Source organism: Jiella endophytica (assembly GCF_004519335.1).
Lineage (GTDB): Bacteria > Pseudomonadota > Alphaproteobacteria > Rhizobiales > Rhizobiaceae > Jiella > Jiella endophytica.
Map to the genome: position 1 here is coordinate 118,509 of NZ_SOZD01000005.1, position 13,437 is coordinate 131,945.

The 13,437-nt window shown below is 63.5% G+C and carries 13 protein-coding genes; 9 read left to right on the plus strand and 4 right to left on the minus strand.

What is annotated here, in order from left to right; genetic code table 11:
- Window positions 1-181: 181 nt before the first annotated feature.
- On the minus strand, window positions 182-2,347 hold the full coding sequence (locus E3C22_RS16450; protein WP_134763148.1) for a transglycosylase domain-containing protein: 2,166 nt from the start codon (window positions 2,345-2,347) through the stop codon (window positions 182-184).
- A gap of 184 nt (window positions 2,348-2,531) precedes the next feature.
- On the opposite strand from E3C22_RS16450, the gene E3C22_RS16455 reads away from it, so the two are divergent.
- From E3C22_RS16455 to E3C22_RS16470, 4 genes are all read left to right on the plus strand, one after another.
- On the plus strand, window positions 2,532-3,056 hold the full coding sequence (locus E3C22_RS16455) for a YcgN family cysteine cluster protein (RefSeq protein WP_134763149.1): 525 nt from the start codon (window positions 2,532-2,534) through the stop codon (window positions 3,054-3,056).
- A 156-nt stretch (window positions 3,057-3,212) separates the two neighbouring features.
- A complete protein-coding gene (locus E3C22_RS16460) occupies window positions 3,213-3,818 on the plus strand; it encodes a hypothetical protein (RefSeq protein ID WP_134763150.1) in 606 nt (201 codons plus the stop codon).
- Window positions 3,805-5,247 (plus strand): DNA-packaging protein, encoded by a 1,443-nt coding sequence (locus tag E3C22_RS16465; protein WP_134763151.1) that lies wholly within the window; start codon window positions 3,805-3,807, stop codon window positions 5,245-5,247. The genes E3C22_RS16460 and E3C22_RS16465 overlap by 14 nt, the downstream gene beginning before the upstream one ends.
- A gap of 305 nt (window positions 5,248-5,552) precedes the next feature.
- The gene (locus E3C22_RS16470) at window positions 5,553-6,371 is read left to right on the plus strand and encodes a phage portal protein (protein WP_134763152.1); all 819 of its coding nucleotides are present in this window, start codon (window positions 5,553-5,555) and stop codon (window positions 6,369-6,371) included.
- Window positions 6,372-6,615: 244 nt separating this feature from the next.
- On the opposite strand, the gene E3C22_RS16475 is transcribed toward E3C22_RS16470, so the two are convergent.
- The 3 genes from E3C22_RS16475 to E3C22_RS16485 form a co-directional block, all read right to left on the minus strand.
- Window positions 6,616-7,722 (minus strand): DUF2971 domain-containing protein, encoded by a 1,107-nt coding sequence (locus E3C22_RS16475; RefSeq protein ID WP_134763153.1) that lies wholly within the window; start codon window positions 7,720-7,722, stop codon window positions 6,616-6,618.
- Window positions 7,723-7,929: 207 nt separating this feature from the next.
- Window positions 7,930-8,175, minus strand: a complete 246-nt coding sequence (locus tag E3C22_RS16480; protein ID WP_134763154.1) for a hypothetical protein — start codon at window positions 8,173-8,175, stop codon at window positions 7,930-7,932.
- A 10-nt stretch (window positions 8,176-8,185) separates the two neighbouring features.
- Window positions 8,186-8,878 carry an XRE family transcriptional regulator gene (locus tag E3C22_RS16485; protein ID WP_167591804.1) on the minus strand — a complete coding sequence of 231 codons (693 nt, stop codon included), beginning with the start codon at window positions 8,876-8,878 and terminating at the stop codon, window positions 8,186-8,188.
- 270 nt (window positions 8,879-9,148) lie between these two features.
- On the opposite strand from E3C22_RS16485, the gene E3C22_RS16490 reads away from it, so the two are divergent.
- The 5 genes from E3C22_RS16490 to E3C22_RS16510 all read left to right on the plus strand — a co-directional run bounded on the left by E3C22_RS16490 (window position 9,149) and on the right by E3C22_RS16510 (window position 13,403).
- Window positions 9,149-9,472 (plus strand): helix-turn-helix domain-containing protein, encoded by a 324-nt coding sequence (locus tag E3C22_RS16490; protein WP_134763156.1) that lies wholly within the window; start codon window positions 9,149-9,151, stop codon window positions 9,470-9,472.
- A gap of 112 nt (window positions 9,473-9,584) precedes the next feature.
- Entirely contained in the window at window positions 9,585-9,836 is a 252-nt protein-coding gene (locus E3C22_RS16495; protein WP_134763157.1) for a hypothetical protein, read from the plus strand.
- Window positions 9,833-10,678, plus strand: coding sequence for a ParB/RepB/Spo0J family partition protein (locus E3C22_RS16500; protein WP_134763158.1), 846 nt, complete (start codon window positions 9,833-9,835; stop codon window positions 10,676-10,678). The genes E3C22_RS16495 and E3C22_RS16500 overlap by 4 nt, the downstream gene beginning before the upstream one ends.
- Window positions 10,678-11,142, plus strand: a complete 465-nt coding sequence (locus tag E3C22_RS16505) for a hypothetical protein (RefSeq protein ID WP_134763159.1) — start codon at window positions 10,678-10,680, stop codon at window positions 11,140-11,142. Before E3C22_RS16500 ends, E3C22_RS16505 begins: the two co-directional genes overlap by 1 nt.
- Complete coding sequence (locus tag E3C22_RS16510; protein ID WP_134763160.1) at window positions 11,139-13,403, plus strand: DDE-type integrase/transposase/recombinase; 2,265 nt, start codon at window positions 11,139-11,141, stop codon at window positions 13,401-13,403. Before E3C22_RS16505 ends, E3C22_RS16510 begins: the two co-directional genes overlap by 4 nt.
- The last annotated feature ends 34 nt before the right edge of the window (window positions 13,404-13,437 follow it).

The window sequence follows — 13,437 nt, forward strand, 5'->3', positions numbered from 1 at the left end:
GGCCGATCGGGCCGGATTTTCTCCATCTTGATTGGCAGCGACTTTCCGGAAGGACCCGATGCCATCATTTGCGACCTTGCGCCAGAGCGGGAGCGCCCGGGAACGAAATTCGTCGTCGCACGAAGGCCTTGGCAAAGGGCGGTCGCGGCGCACGACCCGATCTCGCAGCGTGCCTCACCCGTTATCGGCTGCGCCCCGCAGTGGCGTCGGCGGCGGCCGCCGAGGCCTCTGCCGAGGCCAGCTGCTCCGGCTCCAGCGGCTTCATCGCCTCCAGCCGGTCGGCAATGTCGTTGAGGACGTCCTGGGTCTTCCTGTTGAGCGTTTCGGGCGCCGCCGGCCGGGTGCCGTCATCGTTGGCCGCCGCCACCTTGCCGCTCGAAGCCGGGAAGGGATCGTCGATATAGGGGATCGGCTTCAGCTCGATATTGTGATGGGCGGCTTCCATGAAGCGCTGCCAGGTGAGCGCCGGGAGCGAGCCGCCGGTCAGCCGGTTGGTCGGCTTGAAGCTGTCATTGCCGAACCAGACGGCGCCGACATAGTTGCCGGTGAAGCCGACGAACCAGCCGTCGCGATAGGACTGGGTGGTGCCGGTCTTGCCGCCGACCCGGGTCATCGACAGCTGCGCCTTGCGAGCCGTGCCGTGCTCGGAGACGCCGACCAGCATCTCGTTCATGGATTTGGTCGCCTCTTCGGACAGCACGCGGTGGCGCTCCGGCATGTCGCGGCGGGCATCCCACTCGATCTTGCCATCGGCATCCATCAGTTGCTGGATGGCATGGCGGTTGGAGTTCATGCCGCCATTGGCAAAGACGGTGTAGGCCGTCGCCTGGTCGAGAACGGTGACCTCGCTGGTGCCGAGCGCCATGGTCTTGTCGCCGCGAAGGGGCGACTCGATGCCCATCGCCTTGGCGGTCTTCACCGTGTTTTCGAAGCCGACCTTCACATAGAGCTTGACCGCGGGGACGTTGAGCGAGCGGGCGAGGGCGTTGGCGAGGGTGACGCGGCCGGCGAAGGAACGGCCGTAATTCTGCGGCGACCAGCGGCCGATGGTGATCGGGCTGTCGACGATGGTGTCCGTCGGCTTCATGCCCTGCTGCATCGCCGTCGCATAGACATAGACCTTGAAGGACGAGCCCGGCTGGCGCAGTGCCCGCGTCGCGCGGTTGAACTGCGAGACGCCGTAGTCGCGCCCGCCGACGATGGCGCGCACGCTGCCGTCGGAGGAAAGCACGACCATCGCGGCTTCGCCGACATTGTAGGTCTTGCCGAACTGGCGGAGATTGTATTCGACGGCCTCGTCGGCGAGCTTCTGCAGATCGAGGTCGATGGTCGTGCGGGCGACGAAATTGTGCTGTTTCAGCCCCTTCTGCTCGGCGATGCGCTGCACCTCGTCGAAGGCATAGTCGAGGAAGTAGTCCGGGGAGGGGGTGGACGAACGGTCGATCGCCGTCGCCGGATTGCGCCTCGCGGCAATCACCTGGCCCTCAGTGAGGAAATTCGCCTGCACCATGTTGGTGAGGACCTCGTTGGCGCGGGCACGCGCCGCCGGCAGGTTGATGTGCGGGGCGTATTTCGCCGGCGCCTTGAACAGGCCGGCGAGCATCGCCGCCTCAGCCAGCGAGACGTCGCGGATGTTCTTGCCGAAATAGAATTCCGCGGCGGCCGCCGCGCCGAATGTGCCGCCGCCCATATAGGCGCGGTCGAGATACATCGCGAGGATCTGGCGCTTGGTGTAGTGCGACTCCAGCCACAGCGACAGGAAGGCTTCCTTGATCTTGCGGTCGAGGCTGCGCTCGTTGGACAGGAAGATGTTCTTGGCGAGCTGCTGGGTGAGCGTCGAGCCACCCTGGACGACGCCGCCGGCCTGCGCGTTCACCGTCAACGCGCGGACGAGGCCGAGGAAGTCGATGCCGAAATGGTCGAAGAAGCGGCGGTCCTCGGTGGCAAGCAGCGCCTTGATGAAACTGTCGGGCATCTCGTCGATCGGGACGGCGGCGGCCCGCAGGATGCCGCGCCGACCGATCTCCTCGCCATGCTTGTCGAGGAACAGCACCGAATAGTCGCTCTCCTGCGGCAGGCCATGCCGCGTCATCTTGATCGCCGGCTGGGCGAGGGCGAAGAGCAGAATGAAGCCCGCAAGGCCGAGGGTCAGCCCCTCGCAGGCAAGCTCCACCAGCACCCGGTTGAAGCCACGGGCGCGGAATTTCCGCGAGACGATGGTGACGCTTTCCCACCAGGCGAGAAAGGCGTGATAGGCGCGCCAGAGGCTCGAATCGATCCAGGCGTCGACCTCGATGAGGCGGGAAGGCTGCCGGCGCTTGCGGGGTTGATTCGTGTCGTTCTGCAAAGGGCCAGCCCATCATCGCGCGCCACGCCAGCGGAACGGTCGGCCGAGCCTCTCCCTTCCCCGGTCGATGTGGCAATCCTGGCCGCGACTTGTGCGGCCATCCGTGACATCTTACGTCGTCCCCGGCGGCCCTTATAGTTCGAGAGGGCGAAAAAATCTTCAAAAATCACGTCATGGTTTCTTCATGGCCGAGCAGATCCCCGATCACGATACCGTGCCCTACTGGAAGGCGAAGAGCCTGGAGGAGCTCTCGCCCGAGGAGTGGGAGCGTCTCTGCGACGGTTGCGGCCGCTGCTGCCTCAACAAGCTGGAGGATTGGGACACCGGCGAGATCGCCTGGACCAACGTCGCCTGCCAACTGCTGGACGGCGAGGCCTGCCGGTGCCGGCAATATGAGACCCGCCACGAAGTGGTGCCGGACTGCGTCGGCCTGACGCCGGAGGCGGTCAGAACGCTCACCTGGCTGCCGCCGAGCTGCGCCTATCGGCTGGTCGCGGAAGGACGCGACCTCTACTGGTGGCATCATCTCGTCTCCGGCGATCGCGACACGGTGCATCAGGCGGGCGTTTCGGTGCGCGGCCGCACGGTGAGCGAGGTCGGCATGGAGCTGGAGGACTACGAGGATCATCTCGTCGACTGGCCGGGCGAGGATCCGGGCGGTGTCGACGCGACGGAAGAGACGGCAAAATGGTCGGTCTGGAAAAAATAAGAAAAAATTCCTTGACTGCGTGACGGTCGTCCTGTAGGGTTCAGTCATCATCGAAATTCTGTCGGCGGCGCCGGGCGACCGGGGCCGCCTTTTTGTTTCCACAAGCTCTTTGCCGAAAGGTCGGAGCGAGAGGGACAGGCGCGGCTCGGGGGGCGGATGGCGAGGCTGTTGTCGGACCGGCTCTTCGCTCTCCTCTCGCGCGAGGTCGAGCGGCTCGAAACGACCGATGAGGACAGAAGTCCTGAGGCGGGCAAGGCGATCGACACGGCTGGCGACGGCAAGCCGGCGGCGAGGGCGGACGGCGCCGGCGTGGACGCCGCAGGCGGAACCGACGTTGCTGCCGGGAGTGCAGCAGCCCGCGGCGCGCCGGGACGCGGCAGGGCGGCCGGAAAGGCGGCTGATCGCGGCACACGCCGAAGGACGGCTACCGGGTCGAAGGCGCCGACCGCTCGCGGCGGTTTCAAGGAGCGGGCCGATGCGCTGATCCTCCTCGCCCGCACTTTGGAGAAACTTTTAGAGCTGCGATCGCTAGAATCGGCGGCTGGTCAGGACGACGAGGCCGAGACGCTGCGGCTTCGCGACGACTTCATGCGCCGGCTGCGGGAACTCGACGCGAGGCGGATCGGCGGGCCCCGGCTGTTCGCTCCATCGTCGGGGTTGGACGGGGCGCCTCGCGACGCCGACACCGCGGCGCATGTGCAGGAGGACGCGAACGAGCCTTGCCGCTCTGCGGCCGGCCGGAGTGCCGATGGCGGAGGATGACAAGGAGATCGTTGCTATCGCGGAGATTGGCGCGGCACCTTCCGGTCTCCCGGCGGGGGATCAGGCGGCCGGCGTTGCAGCTGCCGACGACCCGGCTGGCGGTGATGGTGCGCTGGAGGGAAAAACGCAGCGGCTGACCGACCCGCAATTCTGGGGCGAGGCGGACAATCTCGTCGTCAAGCAACCGGGGCCGGTGCTCGATCGCTCCGGCATCGCCTGGCTGTCCGCCGCCCGTCCGGCACAACTGCCGCCGCCGGGCAACTGGCGGCAGTGGCTGATCGTCGGGGGGCGCGGCTCCGGCAAGACGCGGGCCGGCGCCGAGTGGGTGAAGGCGATGGCGACGGGCGAGCCACCGCTGGCGGCCCGCGCCCACGGCCGGATCGGGCTCGTCGCCGAGACGCTCGCCGATGCCCGCGAGGTGATGATCGACGGGGAGAGCGGGCTTCTCGCCGTCGCCGGCCGGCCGCGCCCGGTCTTCGAGGCCAGCCGGCGGCGGCTGGTCTTTGCCAATGGCGCGATCGCCCAGATCTTTTCCTCGGAGGACCCGGATGCGCTGCGCGGCTATCAGTTCGATCTCGCCTGGGGCGACGAGCTGGCAAAATGGGTGCATGGCGAGGCCTGTTTCGACAATCTCCAGCTGGCCTTGCGGCTCGGGGAGAATCCGCGGGCGCTGTTCACCACGACGCCGCGGCCGATCCCGCTTCTGAAGCGGCTGGTCGCCGACCCGCAGACCGTCGCGACGCACATGACGACGGCGGAAAACACCGCCCATCTCGCGCCGGGGTTTCTGGCAGCGATGACCGAGCGCTACGGCGGCACCCGGCTAGGTCGCCAGGAACTTATGGGCGAGATCCTCTCGCTGCGCGATGACGCGCTGTTCGACATCGCCAAGATCGAGCGCCAGCGCTGCGCGGCCCCTCCGGACCTGCAGCGGATCGTCGTGGCGGTGGACCCGCCGGCGACCTCGACCTCCCGCTCGGACGCCTGCGGTATCGTCGCGGCTGGGCGCGGGGCGGACGGGACGATCTACGTTCTCTACGACGCGAGCCGGCGGCGGGCGAAACCGCATGAATGGGCGGAGGCGGCGATCGCGCTCTATCAGGCGCTCCAGGCCGACAGGATCGTCGCCGAGGTGAACCAGGGCGGCGACATGGTCGAGGCGGTGATCCGCGCCGCGGCGCCGGACACGCCGTTCCAGGCGGTGCGGGCGAGCCGCGGCAAGTGGCTGCGCGCCGAGCCGGTCGCCGCGCTCTACGAACGCGGCCGGGTGCTTCATGCCGGGCGGTTTCCCGAACTCGAGGACGAGATGGCCGATTTCGGCCCGGACGGATTGTCGGGCGGTCGGTCGCCGGACCGGCTCGACGCGCTGGTCTGGGCGGTGAACGCTCTGGCCGGGAGAGGTGATGCCCCGCGGATCAGGGGATTGTGAGGGGCGCGCGAGTGAGCGGCCCTTACCGGTGAGGCCGGAGCGAGGCACCCCCCTCTGCCCTGCCGGGCATCTCCCCCTCAAGGGGGGAGATCGGTCTCGCTCTGGCTTCGCCGCCCGATCGTCCGGCTTGGCGAGTTGCACAGGCGTTTGAGTGAGGGGCCAAGCGGCGACGCCGCCGATTTCTCCCTTGAGGGGGAGATGCCGGCAGGCAGAGGGGGCTTCGAAGGGCGGGAGACCTTGAAAAGCTCAGGTCCTCCGCATCACGGCAGACCTGCCGAACGCATTCCACAACATCGGAGCGAGACATGGGACTTGCGCGATCGATCGCCGGCTGGCTCGGCGCCGCGGCGCGGCCGCCGGACGCTGCAGCCGCAGTCCGTGAAAGCGGCATTGAACCGGCAAGCAGCACAGGGCCAAGCGAGCGGAAGTCCGCCGCCACCGTCGCCGGCACGCTGGTCTTTGCCGGCAGCGGCGAGGGCGTCTGGACCGAGCGGTCCTATGCGGCATTGTCGCGCAGCGGCTTCATGCAGAACCCCGTCGCCTACCGCTCGGTACGGCTGATCAGCGAGGCGGCGGCGGCGATCCCGCCGGTGCTCTACGACGGTCCCGACGAGTTGAGCGAACACCGGCTGCTCGACCTCCTGAAGCGGCCGAACCCGATGATGGACGGGGCCGCCTTCGTCGAGGCGATCTGCGGCCACCTTCTTCTTTCCGGCAACGCCTATGTGGAGGCAAGCTTCCTCGACGGTGCGCTGCGCGCGCTGCACCTCCTGCGGCCGGATCGGATCCGGCTGATCGAAGGCGGCGACGGCTGGCCGGAAGCCTACGAATACCGGGCGGGAACGCGGGTGAGGCGTATCGCCGCCGAAGGGCCGGGCGGCGGGCCGGGGACGCTGCTGCAGCTGACGCTGTTTCATCCGCTCGCGGACCATGAGGGCTATCCGCCGCTCGGTGCGGCGCAGAACGCGCTCGACCTGCACAACGCCGCGGCGCGCTGGAACCGCGCCTTGATCGACAATTCGGCGCGGCCCTCAGGGGCGCTGATCTACAAGGCCGAAGGCGGCGGCAACCTTTCGCCGGACCAGTTCGACCGGCTGAAGGCCGAGCTCGAAAGCGACTTGTAATACGCAATAACATCTGGCGGATGGCGGGATCTGCTGGAAATAAGCGGGATTGAAAGGAATAACCGAACAGCCACGGGGAGTTGAGAGGCATCAATGCCCGCTTAGCCTGAAGTGGCGCGCAAGATCAAAATGGCGGCATATCGCCGAACACCGTAGTTTCGAGCGCAAGAACAAGATGGCGGCGGCTCAGGGAAACAAAGAGAGGACGGCGTGATTTGCTTAATTGCAAAGCGTCGAACCGTCACTAGCCTCGAAACGGTGTCTCTGACCTCCTCACAGGCACCTCTGTATACCCGTTTTCATCAAGTGCCTCTCTAATGCCCGCGGCTAATATTTCCGCTACGGAGCAGGGGCCGACCACGACTTCGCTGATCGGAAGTTTTTCTGGATAATCTCGAGCAATATCTTTTGTGGTCACATAAGGAACGATTGTCTGTCCAACAGTACGGAATCGGCGAGGAGAAAGCGGTTGCCCCAGACTGGACATGACTTCAGCGTTTTCCGAATGGACAAGCCTTACTTCGCGCTCATCTTCGAAGTGCCCATCTTTAAAGAACGCCGCAATATCTAGTATTCTATCCGATCCATCGCCGTAAAGAGCTTCAGCCTTGCTCGAAAATTCATATCGGTCATGAGGCCATGCCGATGCGGTAAGATGAGCCATAAGATCTAGAAGGCATATTTGTGTTTCTAGATCATAAATTACAGGACGCATAACACTTGTATTGGAGTAGCCGAACCCAGGATATTTGGTCGAGAAGCCGATAGCAATATTTCCATACCCCCTCCATTGGCTTAGGCTGTCACCATTAAGCGAAAATGAGGCAATACAGACGCGGTGCCGAGTAATGTCTGGACTGCCCAATGCATTCAGTACAGCTGCGGCGTCTTGCCGGAAACGTGCCGCTTTTTCGAAACTTGATCGAGCTAGAGATAGGCCATGACGAAGTTCTGAGGCATCATTGAGGTAGGCGTAGTCTGTCAGCCACAACTCAGACGACGAGATTATGCCAAGAAGGCCGCTTGCCGTCGTATACTGATAAACTGTCGAATGACTGTTAGCATGTGATGGGACAATAGAAAGGCGTTCTGCCTCTCTCCAAAGTATATTCGGAATCGAAAACCAACGCGGCGAATGGTTATTCCACGAATACGAAGTTGAACCTACGTGATCGACCCAACTAATTCTTTTATAGGTAATCTCTTTTCCGAAAGGAAGTGTAGTTAAAAATTCATCCTCCTCGATCCCGTTCGTACAGTTTGGAAATGGACAAACCAGATCGCGACTGCAATGTTTTTTGCAGATAAAGTCTGCGCTTATTCGGAAAGGTATTCTTCTGAGAGTTGTCATATCGAGTGTGATGACCTGTCAGGTAGCCCGGCGGCGCATAAATCTCGCGTTGGATCGAAGCTGACGAAGCTCGCGGCTGCTTGTGTCGCGTTTGGATTCGCGGGCGCCATTGAACTGTCGCAGCATGGTCGGTTTGTATGAGGTGATGAGTAGATTAGAAGCAATGGGCTCACGACTGGTAGGATTCCCGTCGACGGTAGCTTGACATCAATCTGTGTCGAAATCAGCAGGCAATTGCCCGAAAGTAAAAAGCAGTTTGGGCTCGTCGAGGGTCTCGCCCGTTTCGTCATCCGCGAGCTGTTCGAACGCAACAGCACCGGCAAAGCGAACGGATATCCGCGTCGCCTTTGCTATCGCGGCTTCGGCGGACCTTTCCTGAAAGGTCTGGCCTGACGCCAGCTTGCGGCCGTCCTTTACGAAGCCTTGGGCGATGAAATAGTGCTTTGCAGTCATAGGCCTATCCTCACATGTAGCGCAGATGCGCTTTGACCCTGCCGACGATATGCAGGTTCGATAGTTCATGCGGTTCGACGCGTTCGTCGAGATAGCCGGCTGCCTTGTTGTCGCTGGACAGGATTACCGATCCATCGCGCATCAGTTGCACGCGCTTCACGAGGACCGACTCGTTGTAAACGACTGCATAAAGGGCGTTGTCGACGACATGGTCGATCGAGGTATCGATCAAAACCTGATCCTGATCGGTCAGGGTTGGATGCATGGAATCCCCGGAGACTGGCAGGATTCGGGCGAAGCGCGGATTGACCCCCATCGTCCGTAGGTAAGCGTCCTGGAAGGCCACGAAGGCATCAACGTTTTCGGATTGAGCGATCAGCCCCGAGCCTGCTGAAGCGCGCGCCTCCATCCGCGGAATAAGGACGAAGGCTCCCTCCTGAAGGTCCTCCGTATCAACGATCTGCAGCATTGGCGGCCCGTTTTGTTCCTGCTGTGTTCTTCCCGGACCATGACTCGAAATTGCAGAAGAGTCACGCGTTGATTCGGATCCCTTCCCTGTTGCGAGCCAATCGACGGAGACGTTCGCCGCTCGGCACAGTTCTGCCAGGGCGAAAAAATCCGGTCGCGAGCGGCCGAATTTCCAATTCGTCAGGGTGTCGACTGAGTATCCGGTAATTTCGGCGGCTTGGTTCTGGTCCGCCATCCGAGAAATTACGGATTCCATCCTCTCGCCGAAGCCGTCCGTGAAAGTGGGAACTCGCTTCCCAGTTTCTTTTCGCGGGCGTGCCATCAATTAACATCCTGTTATTTAACGGAATTCCGAGACAATCCGCACATATTCGGAAATCTCGAACTGGGAAGCGGATTACCCCGTTGCCAATCCGAATAATCTCGGTTAACTCTGTAACACCAACCGTTCACCACACCCCGAAAGAAAGCCGGCCTGCCAGCCGGCCTTCGCTGAGGAGCCCGAATGAAGCGAGATGCCGCCAAACCGCCTGCACAATGGGACCGCCATTCCATCAAAGCGGAGATCCATCGTCGCGGCATGTCGCTCTCGGGGATCGCGCGTGATGCGGGCCTTCCGGAAAGCGCCTGCCGGCTCGCCCTGATGGGCATGAACCGGAAAGGCGCGGACGCCATCGCGGCCGCTCTCGGAATTCCCTTCGACACGCTCTTCCCCGCGGACATGTTTGTCCGCTCGCGTTCGAGCCACGCCAAACCTAACCCAAAAGGCACGGCGACGTCGCGGCAAAAGCGCAAGGTCGCTGCTGCCAGCGAAAGGGCCTCGGCGTGACCTGGCTGTCGGAATTCACCTTGGCCGCTGCCAGACCCGAAATTGCCATGCTGGCCATCATCTACGGGTGCGCGGCGATTGCCCTCAGCCTCACACTGCGGCGAGGGCGGTGATGACCGCTGGCGAGTTCCTCCTGGCTTGCTCCGCCTTCGCCCGCCGGCATCCGGCTGCGGTGCTCGAGATGGCCGCACCGGAACTTGCCGTAGATCACAGGGCACCCGCCCATCACGTCCACACGACAGTACTCCAGGCCCGCAAGCGGATGCTGACGACCGCGAAGCTGACCCTTCGCACAGCAGCGATCGCCGCCGGCGGCCCGACCGATCCCGACCTCTTTACTACGCCAGAGAGACTGACCGCATGACATCCTATTCCATGATCCCGCTTTCCTCGATCGACACTGGCGCGAGGCTTCGCGCCGCCGATCCTGCCTGGGTCGCGTTCCTCGCGGAGGAAATCGCGGCGGACGGACAGATCGAACCGATCCGCGTCGTGATCCGCGGCAACGGCTACAAACTCGTCGATGGGGCAAGGCGCATCGCTGCTTTCATCGACCTTGGCCGCGGAGAAATCGAGGCCCGGATCGAGCCTGAGCAGGCGCTCGCCGACGACATTGCCGTCCGGTTGGCGGAGATCAAAGGGCACCTTTTACGCGGGGCCCTCACAGCGCTCGAGCATGCAATTTCCGTCTCCGCCTGGTGCGACGTCTTCCAAGACGTCAACGGTGCACCGAAGCGCGGCCGAAAGCCGAAATCCCCCGATCTCAACTCGCAAGAAGAAATTGGTGTCGCGTGTGACACTAATTGGAGCGCTGCTGCGCAGGAAGCTTTGGGCATCAGCCGTTCGGTGCTTTTTCGGTGCATCAAGATCGCGCGTATCGACGCTGACATCCGGTCGCGGATCGCGCTCCATCCGATCGCCGAGGTACAGCGCGAGCTGCTGTTGCTCTCAGAGCTGACGCCGGTTCGCCAGAAGGCGGTGGTCGATCTCCTGACCAGCGAGCCGGCAGAAGCCGCGACCGTCACCGAGGCACTGGCACTCCTTGATCATGCGCCGGGCGCCAAGCCGGTGCCGGCTTACGAGCGGCTCTATGACAGATTCACGCGGCTGAAGGCGCCCGAGAAAGAGGCATTCTTCGACCTCAACGCCGACGCAATCGACGCCTGGATCGCCAAGCGCGCAGCCAAGAACCGGCGGGCTGCCTGATGAGCCGTCGGCGCGATCCCCATACGCGCGACCTCTTCGCGTCTCCCGAGCCCGTCTCAGTCGGTTTCGATCCTGAGGTTATCGGGCGCGGCTCCCTCGCCTCGCAGATCGCCAGGGTGGTCAGCCGAACGACGCAAGACGCACGCGAGGAACTCGGGATCACCCGCCGGCAGCTGGCGGAGCGTCTCACCGACCGTCTTGGCCGCTCCGTCTCGGAGACGACAATCGAAAAATGGGCTTCGGAATCGGCGGAAGAGCATCGGATCCCACTCGACGCCTTTGTTGCTCTCATCGCCGAGACCAAAGGCTACGAGGCGCTTGGCTTCATTCCCTCGCTGTTCGGCTACGCGGTGGTCGAAGAGAAGTACGTCGAGATCATCGAGATGAAGCAGATCGAGGATCACAAGCGCCTCCTAGATGCTCGGATGGCGACGCTTCAGGCCAAGGCAAGGGCTCGGCAATGAAGCAGTGGCTCACGGCACAAGAACTCGCTGCCCAGGCTCTTCCGCACCTTCCTTCCACGAAGCGCGGAATCAACGATCTGGCGATCCGTGAGTGTTGGAACGAGCATCCAACCTTCGTGCGACGGCGATCGGGCCGTGGCGGGGGAATGGAGTATCACTTCCACATTCTGCCGACGCTGGCGCAGATCGAGTATTCACGCCGCCACCTCAAGGTCGGTATCCCCGCCTTGCCGCCTGTAGCGAACGATGAGACGGCTGTCGTGCCCGCCAATCCCATTGGCGCGAAGGCGGCGAAGCGTCGGGATGCGCGGCTGGCCATCGTCCAGCGGTTCAATTCCTTCCGTAAGGGGCTGACGCTCGGCCACTACGGTGCTCACGACCAGTTCGTCCGCAAGTACAACAACCGTTCTCTTGCCATCGACGAGTGGGTCGTCGACTTGGTGCCAAAGCTTTCTCAGCGCTCTCTCGAGCGATGGCAGGCCGAAGCGAAGAATGGCGGAGCCAAACTCGCTGTTGACCGGGCAGCTGCGCGGAAAGGCAAAGGCGTGCTCGATACCGCCAATGGTGGCGCAGTCCGCACGACGATTCTCGCTCTCCTCGCCGACAATCAGCACTTCACGGCCGAGCATATCCGTGACGTGGTGGCGTCTGAATACGGGAACACGCTTATTGTCCCGGGACGAGACTGTGAGAAGGCGGTGCCGCTGCCGCCAATCCGGACCTTCCAGCACTTTTTGAAGGGTCTTCGAAGCTCGCACGCCGTAACGCTGATGCGAGTGCAGAACCCCGATCGCTTCCGCTCCACGATGGCGCCCAGAGGCCTCGGGACGCTGTCCCATGTCACCGAGCCCAACCAGCTTTGGCAAATCGACGCCTCGCCCGTCGACGCGCTCTGCACGGATGGCCGACACGCGATCTACGTCTGCCTCGATATCGCGACACGGCGCATGGTCCTGTTCATTTCGAAGACGCCTCGGGCATCCGCTGTGGCGCTTCTCATTCGAAAGGCCATTCTCGCCTGGGGTGTCGCCGACAAGATCAAAACCGACAACGGCTCGGATTTCACCGCTCAAGACACAAAACGTCTATTCGCCTTCCTCGATATCGAAATCGAGCTTTCCGACGCCTACACGCCCACGCAGAAGGCGCATGTTGAGCGGGCGATCGGCGACTTTCAGAAAGACTGCGCGACCATGCTGCCCGGCTTCGTCGGCCACAGCGTCGCGGACCGAAAGGCGATCGAGGAGCGCAGAAGTTTCGCGGCGCGACTCGGCACAAGTGACGAGGAGGTCTTCGGCGTCGCGCTTTCTGGCGACGCACTGCAGGCCGAGGTCGATCGATGGGCGTCGCTGCGCGAACACGAGCCCCATGCCGGTCTCAAGGGAGAAACACCGTTCGCGGTCGCTGCGCGATCGACAAAGCCCCCCCGGCATGTCGACGAGCGCGCTCTCGATCTCCTCCTGATGACCGTGCCGCAGGGCGGCACGCGCCGCGTGACGTCGAGCGGCATCCGGGTCGACGGCAACCACTACATGACGCCGTCGATCCTGCCTGGGACAGAGGTGCTGGTACGCATGGACAGCGCCGATCTCGGTGTCGTCTACGCCTTCGCACCGGACGGCGGTGACTTCCTCGGGGCGGGTATCTGCCCGCAACTTTCCGGCATCGACCCCGCGGACGCTGCCCGGGCGCTGAAAGCGATGCAGAACGAGATCACCCAGAAGGGCGCAGCGGCAATCAAGGCCGAAATCCGGCGTCTGAAGAAGGGCGGCGCCTGGCACGAACGCATCCTCGGTGTCCGAGAAGCGCGCGCGCCGAACGTCGTCGCCATGCCGAAGCGAGGCGAGACCCATGTCACGCCGCAGATCGCGGCTGCACTCGAGGCCATGGATGCCGCCGACGATCGGCGGAGACCTGTGCCTACGGATCCACGCGTAGCGGAAGAGCAGCGCCGTTTGATTGCAGAAATGACGGCCGCCGACGAGCGGGCGCTGTGGGAGCGCGGCCGCGAGAGTTCGCGCCGGCGCGAGGCGGAGATCGAGGCCGAACGGACGGCCCATCTACCAGTCACCGTCCGAGCGCTGCCGGAATCGCCGCGGGCAAAATACGTCCGCATGGAGCTTTTGCGCCGCCGCATCGAGGCCGGCGAACAGGTCGATGTCGAGGATGCGATCCTGCTCGGCCGATACCAGGAAACCCCCGAATTCAAAGGCCAGCGCGACATGCACGAGGTCTACGGGGACGAATACCTGGCGCTCTGACGCGCCGAACGAAAAAGACCCGGCCACGAGAGCC